General features: G+C 69.9%; 15 protein-coding genes and 2 tRNA genes. 12 read left to right on the plus strand and 5 right to left on the minus strand.

The genetic code is table 11. From position 1 onward, the window contains the following. A partial coding sequence (gene dnaG / locus GE115_RS00005) for a DNA primase (RefSeq protein WP_512698675.1) occupies positions 1 to 605 on the plus strand: 605 nt, incomplete at its 5' end. A 5-nt stretch (positions 606 to 610) separates the two neighbouring features. Here dnaG and GE115_RS00010 read toward each other — a convergent pair. The 3 genes from GE115_RS00010 to GE115_RS00025 all read right to left on the minus strand — a co-directional run bounded on the left by GE115_RS00010 (position 611) and on the right by GE115_RS00025 (position 4,402). Further along, positions 611 to 1,186, minus strand: a complete 576-nt coding sequence (locus tag GE115_RS00010; RefSeq protein WP_153682811.1) for a TlpA family protein disulfide reductase — start codon at positions 1,184 to 1,186, stop codon at positions 611 to 613. Beyond that, a complete protein-coding gene (locus GE115_RS00015; RefSeq protein WP_153682812.1) occupies positions 1,186 to 1,659 on the minus strand; it encodes a hypothetical protein in 474 nt (157 codons plus the stop codon). The genes GE115_RS00010 and GE115_RS00015 overlap by 1 nt, the downstream gene beginning before the upstream one ends. A gap of 91 nt (positions 1,660 to 1,750) precedes the next feature. Beyond that, positions 1,751 to 4,402 carry a hypothetical protein gene (locus GE115_RS00025; RefSeq protein ID WP_216648725.1) on the minus strand — a complete coding sequence of 884 codons (2,652 nt, stop codon included), beginning with the start codon at positions 4,400 to 4,402 and terminating at the stop codon, positions 1,751 to 1,753. A gap of 439 nt (positions 4,403 to 4,841) precedes the next feature. Between GE115_RS00025 and GE115_RS00030 the strand changes: the two genes are divergently transcribed. From GE115_RS00030 to GE115_RS00065, 8 genes are all read left to right on the plus strand, one after another. Then, the gene (locus GE115_RS00030) at positions 4,842 to 6,470 is read left to right on the plus strand and encodes an ABC transporter substrate-binding protein (protein ID WP_153682813.1); all 1,629 of its coding nucleotides are present in this window, start codon (positions 4,842 to 4,844) and stop codon (positions 6,468 to 6,470) included. Between the two features lie 91 nt (positions 6,471 to 6,561). Further along, on the plus strand, positions 6,562 to 7,653 hold the full coding sequence (locus GE115_RS00035; RefSeq protein ID WP_153682814.1) for an ABC transporter permease: 1,092 nt from the start codon (positions 6,562 to 6,564) through the stop codon (positions 7,651 to 7,653). Next, the gene (locus tag GE115_RS00040; RefSeq protein WP_153682815.1) at positions 7,653 to 8,723 is read left to right on the plus strand and encodes an ABC transporter permease; all 1,071 of its coding nucleotides are present in this window, start codon (positions 7,653 to 7,655) and stop codon (positions 8,721 to 8,723) included. Before GE115_RS00035 ends, GE115_RS00040 begins: the two co-directional genes overlap by 1 nt. Beyond that, entirely contained in the window at positions 8,720 to 10,447 is a 1,728-nt protein-coding gene (locus tag GE115_RS00045) for a dipeptide ABC transporter ATP-binding protein (protein ID WP_153682816.1), read from the plus strand. The genes GE115_RS00040 and GE115_RS00045 overlap by 4 nt, the downstream gene beginning before the upstream one ends. Beyond that, complete coding sequence (locus tag GE115_RS00050) at positions 10,447 to 11,307, plus strand: ATP-binding cassette domain-containing protein (RefSeq protein WP_172979610.1); 861 nt, start codon at positions 10,447 to 10,449, stop codon at positions 11,305 to 11,307. The genes GE115_RS00045 and GE115_RS00050 overlap by 1 nt, the downstream gene beginning before the upstream one ends. Positions 11,308 to 11,400: 93 nt before the next feature. After that, positions 11,401 to 11,476: transfer RNA gene (locus GE115_RS00055), tRNA-Asn, on the plus strand. A 315-nt stretch (positions 11,477 to 11,791) separates the two neighbouring features. Beyond that, complete coding sequence (locus GE115_RS00060) at positions 11,792 to 12,517, plus strand: AzlC family ABC transporter permease (protein WP_153682817.1); 726 nt, start codon at positions 11,792 to 11,794, stop codon at positions 12,515 to 12,517. Then, positions 12,514 to 12,819 carry an AzlD domain-containing protein gene (locus GE115_RS00065; protein WP_153682818.1) on the plus strand — a complete coding sequence of 102 codons (306 nt, stop codon included), beginning with the start codon at positions 12,514 to 12,516 and terminating at the stop codon, positions 12,817 to 12,819. Before GE115_RS00060 ends, GE115_RS00065 begins: the two co-directional genes overlap by 4 nt. Before the next feature lie 21 nt (positions 12,820 to 12,840). Here the strand turns inward: GE115_RS00065 and def are convergent, their stop codons facing one another. Further along, the gene (def, locus tag GE115_RS00070; protein WP_153682819.1) at positions 12,841 to 13,404 is read right to left on the minus strand and encodes a peptide deformylase; all 564 of its coding nucleotides are present in this window, start codon (positions 13,402 to 13,404) and stop codon (positions 12,841 to 12,843) included. 41 nt (positions 13,405 to 13,445) lie between these two features. Between def and GE115_RS00075 the strand changes: the two genes are divergently transcribed. The 3 genes from GE115_RS00075 to GE115_RS00085 all read left to right on the plus strand — a co-directional run bounded on the left by GE115_RS00075 (position 13,446) and on the right by GE115_RS00085 (position 15,852). Then, the gene (locus GE115_RS00075) at positions 13,446 to 14,363 is read left to right on the plus strand and encodes a DMT family transporter (RefSeq protein ID WP_312854712.1); all 918 of its coding nucleotides are present in this window, start codon (positions 13,446 to 13,448) and stop codon (positions 14,361 to 14,363) included. Between the two features lie 154 nt (positions 14,364 to 14,517). Then, on the plus strand, positions 14,518 to 15,768 hold the full coding sequence (locus tag GE115_RS00080) for a glycosyltransferase (protein ID WP_312854713.1): 1,251 nt from the start codon (positions 14,518 to 14,520) through the stop codon (positions 15,766 to 15,768). A 10-nt stretch (positions 15,769 to 15,778) separates the two neighbouring features. Beyond that, positions 15,779 to 15,852: transfer RNA gene (locus GE115_RS00085), tRNA-Ile, on the plus strand. Positions 15,853 to 15,936: 84 nt separating this feature from the next. Here the strand turns inward: GE115_RS00085 and GE115_RS00090 are convergent. After that, entirely contained in the window at positions 15,937 to 17,037 is a 1,101-nt protein-coding gene (locus GE115_RS00090; RefSeq protein ID WP_172979612.1) for a tyrosine-type recombinase/integrase, read from the minus strand. Positions 17,038 to 17,938: the final 901 nt, after the last annotated feature.

A 17,938-nucleotide genomic window follows, 5' to 3' on the forward strand; every position in this document is an offset into this window, starting at 1 on the left:
GCGGGCGACCCGGCGGCGGTCGACCGGGCGGCGCCGGCCGGCGCCCGGGCGCAGACGGGCGCGACGGCGGCGGCGATGCGGGTGGCGCCGGCAGGCCGGGCCCCGTCGGAACGGATGCCGCTCCGGTTCGGCCGTACTCGATCGCCGACCTCCCGGGCGACCCGTCGACCCGGCTCGAGCGCGATGCGCTGCAGGCGATCCTGCAGTTCCCCGACGCGGCAGGCCTCGACCTCATCCGCCAGGCGACCGACAGCCGCTTCGGCAACGAGACGCTCGCGGTGGTCCGCGACGGCGTCGCCTCCGTGGTGGCGACCGACGGCGCGCTGCGGGTCGACCGGGTCGTCGCCGAGGTGCCGGCGCCGTTCGCGGGCGTGGTGCAGCAGCTCGCCGTCGCGCCGGTGCCGCAGCGCACCGAGGCCGCGACGACGGCGTACGTGCGCGGCGTCGTGGCATCCCTCGTCGAACGCGAACTGCTGCGGCAGAAGCGCGAACTGCTCGGCCGGCTGCAGCGCACCGACCCGGCCGATCGGGAGACGTACGCGATGATCCAGCGGGCGCTGGTCGACATCGAGCTCGACCGGCGGAGCCTGACGGCCGCCGACTGAACGGTTCAGCCGCCGGTGCGCTGCACGATGCGGTCGAGCTCGGTGCGCAGCTTCGCCTCGTCGGCGCCGCCCGGCCAGAGCTTCACGAGGCGCCCGTCGGCGTCGACGAGCGCGGTCATCGGCGGCTCGTCGACGGCGTAGGAACGCCACACCCGCAGGTCGGGGTCGACGATGACGGGCTGTCCGACGCCGAGTTCCTCGAGGTGCTCGAGCAGGAGGTCGCGATCCTCTGAGGGGTCGCCCGCGACGAGCGCCACGGTGACGGCGTCGCCGTAGTCGCGCGAGATGCCGTCGAGGACGGGCTGCTGCTCATCGCACCGCGTGCACCACGCGGTCGTGAACTGCAGCACCGCCGGGCGATCGCCCCAGAGCAGGTCGCCGGCGACCGGCGTGCCGTCGACCAGTTCGGCATCGATGGACGGCGCCTTCGGCGCGCTGGGGCTGGCCTCGAACGTGACGCCCTCGGGGAGCGGACCGGGCAGGCGGTCCTCGCCGCCGCGTTCCTGCGGCGTGCATCCGCCGAAGAGCAGTGCGGTGACGAGGAGGCCGCCCACGAGCGCGGCGCGGGGGATGGACGACATCAACGGTCTCCGGTCTCGAGGATCGCGCCGGGATCGGCGAGCGGGGGAACCGCGATCGGCGCGGCCTCATCGGCGTCGTACCGGTAGTCGCCGGCGGATCGCCCGTCGATGGTGACGGCGTAGTCGAGATCGGGATCGAGGCCGGGCGCGGCGACGCGGAAGCGACACGCGGTCGGGATCCGCGGAGCGGCGCCGTAGTCGATGTCGTCGATGTGCACCGCCTCGCCGTCGGGAAGCTCGACCGAGATGCGGTCGGACCCGTGCTCGAGCACGAGGACGGCGCCGCGGTGGATGTACTGGTGCGGGCGGGCCGCCGAGCACGGCTCGCCAGCCACGCGGAGGTGGGAGTCGCGAACGAGCAGGTCGATCGTCGGGGCATCCGACCCGCCGCCCGGCGTCGCCGGTTGCGCGGCGCAGCCGGCGAGCATCAGGGCCGCGAGCGACGCCGCGAGGAGGTGGGGGAGTCTGGTCATGTCTCAGGTTCCGCGTTGGCAGTGGCCGGGCTGGAGGTCGGATCGGGTGCCTCCCCGCATTCGCGGGGAGGCACCCGTCCGATGATCGACGCTACTTCAGCGTGAAGGTGAGCGTCGTCGCGTTGCCCGCCACGTCGGACACGACGAGCGTGTTCTCGCCGACGACGCCGCCGAACGAGCCCGGCTTCACGAAGTTGAGGTCCGACCACGCGTTGTTCACGAGATCCTTGACCACTCCGTTGAGCGTCAGCTTGTCGATCTTGCCGGCGTCGTGCAGCTTGAAGCTCACGAGCGAGTAGGCGCCGTCGGCGCCCACCGTCTCATTCGCCCCGCTCTTCACCGTGACCGTCGGGGCGGTCGCGTCGATCGTGAACGCGAACGTTCCCGTCTTCGCGATGTTGCCCGCCAGGTCCTCGGCGTTGTACCGCACCGTGTAGTCGCCGTCGGGCAGCGTCACGGTCGCCGCGTGGGTGGCGCCGGTGGCGCCGCCGGCCGCGGTCTGCGTGCTCTTGACGAGCGTGCTGCCCTGGTAGACGTTCGCCACGATCCGCTGCAGGCCGTAGTTGTCGGTCGCGTCGACCTGCACCGACAGCGCCTGGAACGGGCCCGAGGCGGTCGGCGAGACCAGCGTCGCGACCGGCTTGACGCCGTCGACGACCCCGGTCATGGTCGACGCGGTGGCCGCCGGGTCGTTCTCGGATGTGACGGTCACCGTGACCGCGGGAACCGCGGTCGGAGCGCCGTCGCCCTCGTACGAGAGGTAGACCGGCACCTCCTCGGTGGCGCCCGTGCCGACCGTCAGGATCTCGTTCGGGATGCGGACGGTCCAGCCCGCCGCCTCGCCGGAGATCGTGGCGGCGACCCGGTAGATGTCGCCGTCGGCGATCGGGTCGGCCGAGCCGGCGCCCGTGTTCGTCACCGGCACCGTGAGACCGAGCAGGCCGCTCTCGAGCGATCCCGACTCGCCGACCTCGCCCAGGGCGACGCCGCGAGCCTGCGTGGACGTCGAGGTGAGCGAGCGGATCGCCACGTCGTAGGCCAGCAGGCCCTCGTCGTCGCGCTCCATGTCGGTGACGTAGAAGTGCAGCCCGTTGGCCTCGTCGACGTACTCGTACTCGGAACCCGAGTTCGTTCCGGCGTGGAAGAGCGCGTCGTTCAGCTGCCGCTGGTCGCCGCGCGTGATCATCACCGGCGTGCCGTCGGGCCGCACGTAGTCGACCGTGTCGATGTTCTGCGGGTTGGCATCGATCGTCCAGATGAACGGGTTCTGGTCGCGGTTCTTGGTCTTCGCGATCATCACGCCGTGGTCGGGCTGGAACGAGTCGGTGCCCATGCGGTCGATGACCTCGAGCGTGTAGTTGTCGAAGCCGCCGCCGTCGCAGTCCCACGTGGCCTGGCCGGCAGCGTCGGTGCCGCGACGGCTGCACGAGCCGGTCGAGTCGTCGGCGGGAGCATCCGTCGGCTTGTCGAGGACCAGGTTCACGCCGGTCAGGATGTCGTCGCCCATCACGGCGCGCGACGTGAGCCGGGTGGAGACGAAGCCGTGCTGGTCGAGCGTCTGCTCGGGCAGGTTCAGGTACTCGTCCTCGTCGATGATGCCGAGGTTGATGCGGTTGCGCAGCGCGACGCCAGCGGGCTGGGACCCGCCCGCCACCGACGGGACGCTCCAGCGCTGGTGGGTGCCGCCGGGGCCGTTGAACGAACCACGGGCGAGCACGTCGAACGGGCCGCTCGTGTCGCGCAGCGGACCGCCGTCCGCGGCATCCGTACCGTACGGGTTGCCGTAGTTGTCGGAGATGCCGAGGATGTGCGCGAACTCGTGCGCGAACGTGCCCATGCCCGAAGACTCCGCCTGCGTCGAGTTGCCGGCGCGGCCGTTCGAGGGGAAGTTGGCGTTGGGCCAGTGGTTGATCGCGGCCTGCCACGACGTCCACGGGATGTACCGGGTCTTCGCCCAGTTCGCCATCGGCTGGCCGTTCTGGTCGAGCGCGACGCCGTTCGCGTCACGCGGCGGGCCGAAGTCGTCGGTCACGTCCTCGGGGGACTCGAACAGCATCTGCCCGAACTCCTCCCACGTGGACGACTCGTCGTGGCCCGCGGTGATGTAGAACACCTGGTCGAACTGCGTGAGCGGGTCGGGGACGCCGAGGTCGGCGCTCCAGAGCGCATTGGCGTCGGTCCGGATGTTCTTGTTGCAGGACAGGCCCTGCGGGCAGAACGCGGCGTTCGGCCGGTTGAACGAGTCGTTCAGGCCGTACTCCTCGATGTTGCCGGGAAGCTTGTAGGGCCCGAAGGCCTCCATCTGCACGCTGAGGCGGCCGCCCGACTGCTCCATCCAGTACTCGTTGATGGTGCGCCCGTGGTTGAGCTCGTTCGGCTTGTTCAGCAGGTCGAGGTAGAACTGCGGCACGTCCTCGCGCTCGAGGCCGTTCGCGAGGCTCGACGGGTCGCCGAACGGGTGCTCGCCCTCCTCCTGCGTGACGAGGAACGGCTGGTTCTCGAAGTCGAGGAGGACGATCGCGCCGTTGAACTGCCGGTCGGAGCCCTCCTGGTCGTTCGCCCAGTCGGTGCCCGGGACGCCGACGTAGTCGTCCCAGGTCATGTCGTCCATGTTCTGCCAGTTCTGGGGATCGATCGGGTCGAGCACCGACGGCTCGAGCGGGTCCTCCGGCGCCGCGAACGCGGCGCCTGCGGGGACCGTCGTCGCGAGCGCGATGACGCCCACGGCGGCGGCGAGCGACAAGCCGGCCCGCCTCATCCGGGTCTTCGGTCGATGGGATCGTGGTGTCATTTCCAACCTCCGTGTCGAAACCTGCGGGACGAGCCGCCCGCGTGCTCGCGTTCCCGGCGACCGTGTTCGGAGCCGACCCGGAATACGATGTCCGAATCCTCGCACCGCCGAGCAGACGAAGGACAGCGCCGGACGTGTGGCGAATTCCGATGATTAACCATCGGTATTTCCGAGCATTACGGTCCGATAACGTTGGGTTCCCCCGTCAGGTCGCCGTGCTACCCCTTGAGTAACCGCCCCGCGCGCCAGCGGGGGCGCCACCGCCCCGTCCGCGGGGAGGGAACGAGCAACCCGGTTCGTGCCCGCACGCGGGTTCCCAACGTGCCGGTCTCAACATCTCGGCCGCCGCCCTGCGGGCTCGGCCGATATCCACAGGAAGAGGTAGACGGATATGGCATCCGCATCCCAGCTCCGGCGTCGCGGCCTCGTCGCGGCGGCGGGCGTCTCGGTCGCCGCGCTGACCCTCGCCGGCTGCTCCGCCGGCGACGGCGACGACAGCGCGAGCGGCGACTCGATCACGATCGGCACCACCGAGCAGATCACGGCCCTCGACCCGGCGGGTTCGTACGACAACGGCTCGTTCGCCGTGATGAACCAGGTGTACCCGTTCCTCCTGAACACGCCGTACGGCAGCCCCGACGTCGAGCCCGACATCGCGGAGACCGCCGAGTTCACCTCCGAGAACGAGTACACGGTGACCCTCAAGGAGGGCCTGAAGTTCGCGAACGGCAACGAGCTCACCTCGTCCGACGTGAAGTTCACCTTCGACCGGCAGCTCGCGATCGCCGACGAGAACGGCCCGTCGTCGCTGCTGTACAACCTCGACTCGATCGAGACGCCCGACGACCTCACCGTCGTGTTCAAGCTGATCTCGCCGAACGACCAGATCTTCCCGCAGATCCTCTCGAGCCCGGTGGGCCCGATCGTGGATGAGGACGTCTTCTCGGCCGACTCGATCACGAGCGACGACGACATCGTCGAGGGCAAGCCCTTCGCCGGCCAGTACTCGATCTCGAGCTACAAGGTCAACGAGCTCATCCAGTACAAGGCGAACCCCGACTACGCGGGCATCCTCGGCGAGGCTGCCACCGAGACGGTGAACGCCCGCTACTACACGGATGCCTCGAACCTGAAGCTCGACGTCCAGGAGGGCAACATCGACGTCGCGCACCGCACCCTCAGCGCGACCGACATCGAGGACCTCCGCGGCAACGACAACGTCAAGGTCGTCGACGGGCCCGGCGGCGAGATCCGCTACCTCGTCTTCAACTTCAACACGATGCCGTTCGGCGCGACGACCGCGGAGGCCGACCCGGCCAAGGCCCTCGCCGTCCGCCAGGCGATCGCCGACCTCATCGACCGCGACGCGCTCTCCGAGGACGTGTACAAGGGCACCTTCACGCCGCTGTACTCGTACGTTCCCGAGGGCCTGACCGGCGCGAACGAGTCGCTCAAGGAGCTCTACGGCGCCGACGGCGCGCCCGACGCCGACAAGGCGGCCGAGCGCCTCACGGCGGCCGGCATCCAGACGCCGCTGGACATCTCGATCCAGTACGTCGCCGAGCGCTACGGCCCGTCGTCCTCCGACGAGTACGCGATCATCAAGGAGAACCTCGAGGAGTCGGGCCTGTTCACGGTCAACCTGCAGTCGACCGAGTGGGTGCAGTTCTCCGAGGACCGCGTCGCCGACCTGTACCCGGCGTACCAGCTCGGCTGGTTCCCCGACTACTCGGACGCCGACAACTACCTCACGCCGTTCTTCCTCACGGAGAACTTCCTGTCGAACCACTACGACAACCAGGAAGTCAACGACAAGATCCTCGAGCAGGCCACCACGGCCGACCCCGCCGCGCGCGAAGCGCTCATCGGCGAGATCCAGGACCTCGTCGCCGCCGACCTGTCGACCATCCCGTACCTCCAGGGTGCGCAGGTCGCCGTCGTGGGCTCCGACGTCGAGGGCGCTGAAGACACGCTCGACGCGTCGTTCAAGTTCCGGTACGCGGCTCTCTCCAAGGGCTAGTCGCTCCGGCTAGAGTCGATCCAGTTCGACCGACGGGGGCGACCCGCATCGTGCGGGTCGCCCCCGTTTCCATGCATCACGTGAGGAACACATGTCCGCTGTCGATCTGACGCCACGGCCCGGTGCGCCGGTCCAGGGCGCAGGCAAGCCCAAGTCCCAGGGCGGAGGATTCGGACGCTATCTGCTCATCCGCTTCCTGCTCATCTTCCCGACCATCTTCATCCTCGTCTCGCTCGTCTTCTTCCTGATGCGGCTGACGGGCGACCCCATCACCGCGGCGCAGGGCGGGCGACTCAGCGCCGACCAGCTCGACGCGCTGCGCGCGGCCGCCGGCTACGACCGCCCGATCCTCGTCCAGTACTTCGAGTACCTCGGCCAGATCGTGGTCTTCGACTTCGGTACGACGCTCACGACGAATCGCCCCGTCATCGAGGTGCTCGCCACCTACGGCCCGGCGACGTTCGAGCTCGTCTTCTACTCGCTGATCGTGGCGTTCGCGGTCGGCATTCCGCTCGGACTGCGGGCCGCGTACCACCGCGACAAGCCCGAAGACGCCGTCTACCGCGTGCTGGCCATCCTCTGGTATGCCGTACCGGTCTTCTTCGGCGGCCTGCTGCTCAAGCTGATCTTCTCGGTCTGGCTGAAGTGGCTGCCGGTCGCGGGCCGCGCCGACGTCGACTCCGAGATCGAGATGGGCATGCTGCCCTTCCGAACCGGGTTCTACACGATCGACGCGATCCGCACGGGCGACCCGCAGGTCATCGGCGACGTGCTCTCGCACGCGATCCTCCCGGCGATCGCGCTCGGACTGCTCACCGCCGGCATCTTCCTCCGGCTGGTGCGCACCAACGTCATCGGCACGCTCTCGACCGACTACGTGGATGCCGCCCGCTCGCGCGGCGTCGCCGAGTCGCGGCTGCTGCGCAAGCACGCGTACCGACCCGCGCTGATCCCGATCATCACGGTCATCGGCCTGCAGATCGCGTTGCTGCTCTCTGGCGCCGTGCTCACCGAGACCACGTTCGAGTGGCGGGGGCTCGGGTTCCAGATGGCCGAGTTCCTCGAGAGCCGCGACTTCGTCGCCGTGCAGGGCATCGTCGCGCTGCTCGCCGTGATCGTGGCCCTGACCAACTTCATCGTCGACATCATCGCGGCGTTCATCGACCCGAGGGTGAGGTTCTGATGACTGCGGCAACCGTCGCGGCGCCCAAGCGCCGCCTCGTCGACCGGCTCCCGGTCGTGCACCAGCTCCGCCAGAGCGTCGGCCTCCAGCGCGGCATGCTCGTCGCGGGCCTCGTCATGGTGTTCGTGTTCGTGTTCACGGCGATCTTCGCGCCGCTGATCGCGCCGTTCGGGTTCGCCCAGCGCAGCGTCGACGGCGAGTCGTTCGGTACGCAGCAGCCGCCGTCGGCCGAGCACTGGTTCGGAACGACGGTCGGCGGCTACGACGTGCTGTCGCGCGTGATCTGGGGCACGCAGACCTCGATCCTCGTCATCATCGTCGCAGTGCTGCTGTCGATCTTCATCGGCATCGCGCTGGGTCTCTACGCCGGCTACTTCGGCGGATGGCTCGACCGCGTGCTCGTCGTCGTGTGCGACGCGATCTACGCGTTCCCGTCGCTGCTGCTGGCCATCGTGATGGCGATCGTCATCTCCGGCGGGCAGTCGAGCCTCTGGGGCGGCGTGCTCGCGGCCGCGATCTCGATCACGGTGATCTACATCCCGCAGTACTTCCGCGTGATCCGCGCCGAGACGGTGCGCATCAAGGCGGAGGCGTTCGTCGAGTCGGCGAAGGTGCTCGGGGCATCCAACTCGCGCATCGTGTTCAAGCACGTGTTCCGCAACGCGACGCGCACGCTGCCGCTGATCATCACGCTGAACTCCTCGGAGGCGATCCTGACGCTCACCGCGCTCGGCTTCCTGGGCTTCGGCATCGAGCCGACGGCCGCGGCCGAGTGGGGCTACGACCTCTCCAAGGCGCAGTCCGACGTGACCAGCGGCATCTGGTGGACGGCCCTGTTCCCGGGCCTCGCCATCGTGTTCACGGTGCTCGGCATCACGCTCGTGGGCGAGAGCCTGAACGACCTCGCCGACCCGCGCCTGCGCGGTCGTCGGCGCGTCGCGCAGGCGGCGGGCCAGGTCGCGGCGACCTCGGTCGTTCCCGGCGGCGTCCTGACGGCCGGGCCTGGTGGGGTCGAGGGGCTCGAGCCCGAAGAGACGTTCGACGAGCACGGAATCGAGGTCAAGCCATGAGCACCGCACCGCAGGGCACCGCGACGGGCGGGCCCGCCGACGCCATCGTCAGCATCGAGAACCTCGGCGTCTCGTTCGCCACCGACGCTGGAGCGGTCAAGGCCGTCGACGACGTCACGCTGCACGTCGCCCGCGGCGAGGTGCTCGCCATCGTCGGCGAGTCCGGCAGCGGCAAGACCGTGACGGCGAAGACGATCCTCGGCCTCCTGCCCGAGACCGCGACCGCCAGCGGCGCCGTCATCCTCTCGGATCGCGAGGGGATGCGCCGCCACGATGTCGTCGCGATCGATCAGAAGCGGCTGCGCGAGATCCGCGGCGTCGACGTCGCGATGGTCTTCCAGGAGCCGTCGACCGCGCTCAACCCGGTCTACACGGTCGGCTGGCAGATCATGGAGGGCATCCGCGCCCACGGCGAGGTCTCCAAGCAGGACGCGCGCGAGAAGGTGATCGACATCCTGCGCCGGGTCGGCATTCCCGACCCCGAGCACCGCGTCGACCACTACCCGCACCAGTTCTCGGGCGGGCAGAAGCAGCGCATCGTCATCGCCATGGCCCTCGTGCTCGACCCCGGCCTGATCGTCGCCGACGAGCCGACGACGGCGCTCGACGTGACGGTGCAGGCCGAGATCCTCGACCTCCTGCGTCGCTGCCGCGACGAGTTCGGCACCGCCATCGTGCTGATCACGCACAACATGGGCGTGGTCGCCGACCTCGCCGACCGCGTCGCGGTGATGTACCAGGGCAACGTGGTCGAGCAGGCCGATGCGCGCACGCTGTTCGCGTCGCCGCAGGCCGAGTACACCAAGCAGCTGCTCGCGGCGGTGCCGTACGTGGGCCACGGCACGGTGCGGGCCGCAGAGCGGGCCGCCGCGCGCCCCGAGGGATGGGCCGAGCAGGCGCCGGTCGTCGAGGCGAAGGGCCTCGAGATCGAGTACCCGGGCCGCTTCGGGCGCGCCGGGTTCCGGGCCGTGCACGGCGTGGACTTCGTCATCCGGCCGGGCGAGGTGCTCGGCCTCGTGGGCGAATCCGGATCGGGCAAGACCACGATCGGTCGCGCGATCGCGGGCCTCACCAAGGTCACCGGCGGATCGCTGCGCGTGCTCGGCCACGAGATGCTGGGCGTGCGCGAACGCCAGTTCCGCCCGGTGCGGAGCCGGATCGGGTTCGTCTTCCAGGATCCCGCGTCGAGCTTCAATCCGCTCCTCACGATCGCCGAGTGCGTCGCCGAACCGCTCGTGATCCACGGCCGCGCGGCGAACGCGCGTGAGGCACGTTCGCGCGTCGACGAGCTGCTCGAGGCGGTGCAGTTGCCGCGTGCGTACGGCAACCGCTACCCGCACGAGCTCTCGGGCGGCCAGCGGCAGCGGGCCAGCCTGGCCCGCGCGCTCGCGCTCGAGCCCGAGCTGCTCATCGCCGACGAGCCGACCTCGGCACTCGACGTCTCGGTGCAGGCGCGCGTGCTCGAGCTGTTCGGCGAGCTGCAGCGCGAGTTCGGCTTCGCCTCGCTGTTCATCAGCCACGACCTCGCGGTGGTCGACCTGCTGGTCGACCGCATCGCGGTGCTCTACCACGGACAGCTGGTCGAGGAGGGCACGAGCGCCGAGGTGCTCGGCGCTCCCGCCGACCCGTACACGCAGCGGCTGCTGGCGAGCCTGCCCGTGCCCGACCCCGTGGCCCAGGCCGAACGGCGGGCCGAGCTGCACCGGCTCCGGGAGTCGGCCTGATGTCCACCTCGCCCGCGCACGGCCACCCGGTCGTCCTGAGCGACCTGTCGGTCGAGTACCCCGCCCACGGGGCGTCGGCCGCGCATGTCGCGCTGCGGGGCATCCAGTTGCGGCTGGCGCCGGGCGAGGTGCTCGGGCTGCTCGGCAGCGCCGGCAGCGGCAAGAGCACGCTCGCGAAGGTGATCTCGGGGGAGTTCCTCGATTCCCGCGTCGACGAGGTGCGACCGGTGATCACGGGTGGCGAGGCGCGCGTGCTCGGCAACGCGATGCGCCGCATGTCGCGGCGCAAGCTCGCGGAGCACCGCTTCCACGTCGGCTACCTGCCGCAGGATGCCGCGATGCGGCTCCCGGCCGACCGCACGGTCGCCGAGATCGTGGGGGAGCCGATCCTCGAGCGCGACCGGCACTTCGATCGCAAGCGGCTCGCGGCGCGAGTGGCCGACCTGGTCGACGGCGTGCGCCTGCCGCTCAGCATGCTCGAGCGGTATCCGTACGAGTTGAGCGGCGGGCAGCGCCAGCGCGTCGCGATCGCACGCACGCTCGTGCTCGGCCCGTCGCTGCTCGTGGCCGACGAGCCGACGGCCGGCATCGACCTGACCGTCCGCGACACGGTCGCGCAACTGCTCACCGAACTGCGCGACGGGCATCGCTTCTCGGCGGTCGTCGTGTCGCACGACCTCCCCGTGCTGCGCCGGATCGCCGATCGCGTCGCGGTGCTCGACCGCGGCGCGCTCGTCGCGCTCGGCACCCTCGACGAGGTGCTCCACGATCCGCACCATCCGTACGTCAAGGCGCTCGCCGGCGCCCTCGACGACGGCCACGCGGTGATCGACGACGTCGAGACGGGTCCGTTCGGCTGATCGGCGCCGCGCGACCGTGGCGCCGGGAGTCGAGCGTGGCTCGATTGGGAACCCGGCCGCGGTTTTGCTAGAGTAGTCGTCGCTGCGAAGCGATCCTCCATAGCTCAATTGGCAGAGCAATCGGCTGTTAACCGATAGGTTCTTGGTTCGAGTCCAAGTGGGGGAGCCACCACGAAACGCCGCCCGATCGGGCGGCGTTTCCGTTTCCGCCGCGCTCTCGTCGCGCTCCGCAGGCGTGCCCCTCTGTGACGGCCTCGCCGTCGGAGGTCGACCGCTGCACGCGCAGCGGCCGCACGCGCCGCACGCTCGAGACGCCGCGGGCGTCGCCGAGCCGGATCTCAACCGTGGCCTGCATGCGCACCAGCGCAGGGGAGCGGCCGCGTGCCGATCACCGGCCGGAGAGCGGCTAGGTTCGAATACGGTGCCCGGTTCCGGGCACGGCGGTCGGCGGTCGCGCCGGCCACGACGGCTGACGGGAGGCGGCATGGCGCAGGGCGTCGACGACGCGGATGCCTCGGCCCGGCGTGTGCTCGCGACGCCGGCGGCCCGCGACGGCCTCGCCGTCGGCCTCGCGACCGCCGCCTACGGCATCTCGTTCGGCGCGCTGAGCGTCGCGGCGGGTCTCGACGTCTGGCAGACCTGCTTCCTCAGCCTCGTCATGTTCACCGGCGGCTCGCAGTTCGCGCTCGTCGGGGTGCTGGCCTCCGGCGGCGTCGCCGCGGGGGGCACCGCCATCGCGACGGCCGCGCTGCTCGGCGTTCGCAACGTCGTCTACGGCATGCGCATGAAGCCGCTCGTCGACACCGGAGGGCCGTGGCGGCGCGCCGCCGCCGCGTGGGTGACGATCGACGAGTCCACGGCCGTCGCGCTCGCGCAGACCGACGAACGGCAGGCGCGCGTCGGGTTCTGGGTCACGGGCGTCGCGATCTTCCTCGGCTGGAACCTGACCACCCTCGCCGGGGCGCTCATCGGCGACGCCATCGGCGACACTCGCGCGTGGGGCCTCGACGCCGCGGCGGCCGCGGCGTTCCTCGGGCTGCTCTGGCCGAGGCTGAAACGGTTCCAGGCCGGTGCGGTCGCCGTCGCGGCGGCGCTCGTCGCCGTCCTGGCGACCCCGGTGCTCATGCCCGGGCTGCCGGTGCTGGTCGCGGCCGTCGTCGCGGTGCTCGTCGGCTGGTTCGACCTCTTCGGAAGGAGCCGCGAACGATGACCACCTGGCATGTCATCCTCATCGCATCCGCGGCGACGCTCGCGCTGAAGCTCGGCGGGTACCTCGTGCCCGCCGGCTTCCTCGAGCGCGAGCGGCCCGCACGCATCGCCGACCTCCTGACCGTCGCACTGCTGGCCGCACTCATCGGGGTGCAGACCTTCGCCGATGGGCAGCAGATCGTGGTCGACGCCCGCCTGCCCGCCGTGATCGTCGCTGCGGCGCTCTACGCGCTGCGGGTGCCGTTCGTGATCGTCGTCTTCGCCGCGGCGGCCGTCGCCGCGGGCATCCGCGCCGTCACCTGAGCATCGACGCGACCCCGCAGATCACGCCTCGAGGTCGTCGACGCCCGGCAGCCACTGCTGGCCGGGGCGGCCCCAGCCGAGCTTCTTGGTGATCTTCTGCACGATCCGCTGGTCGCGCACGTCGAGCCGGTCGGTGTACAGCACGCCGTCGAGATGGTCGTACTCGTGCTGGAAGATGCGGGCGAGCCATCCGCTCGCCTCGATCTCGTACTTCTCGCCCTCGAGGTTCGTCGCCCGGAGGATCGCGTGCTCCGCGCGGCGCAGGCCGAAGCGCTCACCCGGGAACGAGAGGCAGCCCTCCTCCTCGTCGATGTCGGGCTCGCCGGGCGGGGGCGGGCTGATCCAGAGCTCGGGGTTGATCGCGACGCCGCGCCAGAGGCGGTCGGCCTCATCGGTCCAGCCGAACGTGAAGATGCGCAGCGGCACGCCGACCTGGGGTGCGGCGAGGCCGACGCCCGGTGCGCGATCCATGGTGTCGAAGAGATCGGCGACGAGTTCGCGAACCCCCTGGTCGATGTCGCGCACGGGGGCGGCGGGGGAGTGGAGCACGGGGTCGCCCGTGATTCGGATCGCTCGAACGGCCATTCGTCAAGGATAACGACGGGCCAGCCGGTAGGGTCGAGGGCGTGGATCCGGACCTGAGCGAACTCACCGAGCAGATCGCACTCGACCCGCAGCAGTTCATCGGCATCCCGCTCGCGCTGATCGGGGCGGTGTTCCTCTCGCTCGGCGCGCAATTCCAGCACCGCGGCGTCGTGAAGGTGGAGTCCCAGACCGTCGACACGCTCGGCAAGGGGCTCAGCGGCAAGCAGCTGGCGCTGCTGCTCGCCCGCCCGTCGTGGGTGCTCGGCACGCTGATGCTCGGACTCGCGATCGTGTTCCAGCTCGCGAGCCTCTACTTCGCGCCCCTCATCGTGGTGCAGCCGCTGGGCGCGATCGCGCTCGTGATCACCTCGATCATCAACTCGCGGGTCGCGAAGGTGCGGTTGAACCGCAAGACGATCATCGCCATCGCGATGTGCGTGGGCGGCGTCTTCCTGTTCGTCGGCGTGGCCGCGTTCACCGCGGTGGACAAGCCGGTCACCGACCGGCAGCTGTACGTGATCCTCGGCATCCTCGCCGTGGTGCTGGTCGCCGCGGCCGCGGCGTTCATGCTGTTCCGCACGCGCATCCGGGCGATCTTCTACGTCATCCTCGCGGGCGTGCTCTACGGATTCGTCGCGACCCTCGCGAAGGTGATCATCGGCCGTATCGAACAGGGCGAGTTCGACTGGCTCACCGTGCTCTGCGTCGTCGCCCTCCTCGCGGGCACGGCGCTCGGCGCCTACTTCGTGCAGAACGCGCACGCGTCCGGCCCTCCCGACCTCGTCATCGCAGGCCTCACCGTCGTCGACCCGATGGTCGCCGTCGGCATCGGCATCATCGTGCTCGGCGAGGCCTCGCAGGCGCCTCCGTGGGCGATGGCGGTGTTCATCCTCTCCGGGGTGATCGCCGTGTGGGGCGTCTTCCAGCTCGCCCGGAATCACCCGCAGACGCGGGTGTGACTCGGCGGGTCATCCGCTCGGATGACATGCGGACACGGCCGTGCCCGCACGGCGCTGCGTAGACTATGTTCGGATGCAGTCCGCGCGCCATCCTCACCGCGACTGCCGCTCCGGGGCCGATCGCCCCCCGCCGACCTTAAGGAATCCAGACCCAGTGCCTGACACACCCGGTGCGTCATCCGCTTCTGCTGCCCCCAAGACGGATGCCCCGCTTCGCATCCTCATCGGCGCCGACACCTTCGCCCCCGACGTCAACGGCGCCGCGCGATTCGCCGAGCGCCTCGCGGCCGGACTCGTCGAGCGCGGGCACGAGGTGCACGTCATGGCGCCGGCGGCCAGCCGCAAGCACGGCACGTGGACCGAGGTGCACGAGGGCCAGGAGATCACCGCGCACCGCCTCTACTCGTGGCGCTGGTACCCGCACGACTGGCTGCGCTTCGCGCTCCCGTGGCGCATCAAGCAGAACAGCGCACGCGTGATCGACCGGGTCAAGCCCGACGTGGTGCACTTCCAGTCGCACATCGTGGTCGGCCGCGGGCTGTCCCTCGAGGCCGAGAAGCGGGGCATCCGCATCATCGGCACCAACCACTTCATGCCCGAGAACATGCTCGAGTTCACCCTGCTGCCCAAGGCGTGGCAGGACTGGGCCGTCGGCCTCGCCTGGAAGGCGGCACGGCGCACGTTCGGTCGCGCCGAAGCGGTGACGACGCCGACGAAGAAGGCGGCGCAGTTCCTCGAGAAGCACACCGGCCTCCCCAACGTCCACGCGATCTCGTGCGGCATCGATGCCCACAAGTACTCGCCGAACTGGGAACCGCGCACCGAGAACCGCATCCTGTTCGTCGGGCGCGTGACCGGTGAGAAGCAGATCGACGTCCTGCTGCGCGCCGCGACGCTGCTGCCGGCCGAACTCGACGCCAAGGTCGAGATCGTCGGCGGCGGCGACCAGATGAAGAATCTGCAGAACCTTGCCGCCGAGCTCGGCATCGCCGACCGCGTCACCTTCACGGGATACGTGACCGACGAAGAGCTCCGCGACGCCTACCACCGCGCGACCGTGCTCGCGATGCCCTCGATCGCCGAGCTCCAGAGCATCGTGACGATGGAGGCGATGGCCTCGGCACTGCCCGTCGTCGCCGCGAACGCGATGGCGCTGCCGCACCTCGTGCACGACGGCGAGAACGGCTACCTCTTCGAACCGTCCGACGCGAACGACCTCGCGGCGAAGCTCCGGAAGGTGCTCGAGGCACCGGCCGACGAGCTCCGCGCCCTCAAGGAGGGCTCCCTCCGGCTCATCGCCGCGCACGACATCCAGACCACGCTGTCGACATTCGAGAGCCTGTATCGTGGGAGGCCGGTGGCCGATCCGGTCACCGATGTCGCGTCGGCCGCACTCCCCGAGTGACCCGTCGCGCGGGGCGGTAGCTCAGCCGGTCAGAGCAGTGGACTCATAATCCATCGGTCACGGGTTCAAGTCCCGTCCGCCCTACCCTTCGATCCCCGGAATGACGGGGATCGGCGCCGACTCAACCGACTGTCCCCGAGTCGCGTAATACGGATTGCTAGCAATCGGCTAGCTCCGCGTCGCAGAAGTGCGCGGAATGAGGGCCGCCGCTGCTGCCGCCGCTGCCGCTCCGACGCCGTCGAGCAGGTGCGCGTACGTGTCGGACGTGACCTGCACGCTCGAGTGCCCCAGCCGCTTCGAGACGAGCGCGAGCGGCACGCCCGCCGCGAGCATGAGCGACGCTTGCAGGTGCCGCAGGTCGTGGAACCGGATCAACGGGAGCGCGGGGCCGGCCTGCTCGGCGTTGTACGCGCGGATCGCGCGCGGGAAGCCGCGGGTGAGGTGTTCGGGCGTGAGCGGTCGACCGTCCTGGTCGACGAGCACGAGCCCGTAATCACGATCCCATCCGGCCCGCTCGGCGTCGTGGACGGCCTGCACGTCGCGCAGCAGGCCGATGGTGTCGACGTCGAGGTCGACGACCCGGCTCTCGCCGGCACGGGTCTTCGTACGCGCTACCTCGACCTGGCCACGGAGTTGGGTGACCTGCTGGGCGACGACGAGCCGGCCGCGCTCGAGGTCGACGTCGATCCATCGGAGCCCGCAGAGTTCGCCACGACGAAGACCCGTCATGCCGGCCAGGTGCACCGCGGTGGCGAGTCGGTCGCCGCGGCCGTGCAGCCAGTCCAGGAAGCGGCCGTACTGCTCCGGCTGCCACACCTTCACCTTGGGCCGGTCGGCCTTGGGCGCCTTCATGCGACGAGTCGGATCGTCGCGCAGGAGTTCGCGACGGTAGGCGTCGCGGAGCGCTGAGCGGAGCGTTGCATGCACCCGCGCGCGGGTCGCGGCCGACATGTTCGGCCGCTGCCGCTGCAACTCGGCCTGCACGTGCTCGAGGTGCTGCACCCGCACCTCCGAGAGCTTCATGCTGCCCAGGATCGGCACAAGGTAGGACTCGATGTGATGCCGGTACGCGATCGCGGTCGACGGTCGAATGTCGCCGTCGGCTTCCTTCCGCGTGATCCAGTCCCGCAGGAAGACCGCGACCGTCTGAGCCCGTCTCGACAGCGGCGAAGCCTCGAGGTCGGCCAGGGCATCCGCCCGAGCCTGCTTCGCGGCCTTCTGCGTCGGAAAGCCGCTCTTGGTCGCCTGCACGCGCTTCCCGACGTGCATGGTCGACGCGACGAACGCCCAAGGGCATCCGCAGGTCGTGCGGCCGTTCCCACGCACCCGATGAGCGCACCGCGGCTCGTGGACTCGAGCGCAACGGCACTTCGTCGGCTCGAGGCATTCGGGGGAGTGCTGGCGATTGCAGGAGCAGGGACGATGACGTTGGTACACGCCTGGGGGTGTTGCCATGGGGTGATCCTTCGGGGTGTGGTGGTTGGTCAGTGACTGGCGGGGGTCAGGTCTTGCGGGGCCGGCCGCGAGCTGGGGGAAGCGGTATCAGGCCGGCGTCTCGGGCTCGGCGGAGCCACAGGTCGAGTGTGGGAACTGGGATGCCGGGGGAGGCCTTCACGACGGCCCGCCGAGTCAAACCGGGAACGCCCAAGGTGGCGCAGTCGCTGTAGATCGCCGCGAGGCGCGGGGGGTCCTTCAAGACCTCCTTGGGGATCAGTCCTGTGCGCATGCGAGCCCGCTTGAGGTCTTCCACGCGCGTTATTGCGATCACCGCGAGCAGGGAGTCGCTGTAGCGGTCCCTGGACCCGATCGGGTCCTCGTCGAGCGCTTCCACGGTTTTCCGGACGAGCTGGGGGCCGTCTGGGAAGCGTCGGGCCGCGATCCGATACCGGATGCCGGCGCCTTCGTCGATCAGTACTACGTCTTGGGCACGTTTCGTCACAGTTCATATATTACTACACCTTCACCACGCTATATGCGCGCAGGATGCGACTGGATGAGATGTAATACAAAAAGAGCCGATAGGACGGGTTATTTGGGTTACCCGAACAGCTTGCGAGGTCGTCAGAATCGTGCAATCCTCCAGGGCATGAGTCCTGGCACGAAAGTTGTTCCCGCCGACCTTGTCTCACTCCCGAAGGCCGGCGTTCGCCGCGGGGGTGGGCCGACGTTC

Origin of the sequence: Agromyces agglutinans (assembly GCF_009647605.1) — a bacterium.
In the GTDB taxonomy this organism is placed as follows: Bacteria; Actinomycetota; Actinomycetes; order Actinomycetales; family Microbacteriaceae; genus Agromyces; species Agromyces agglutinans.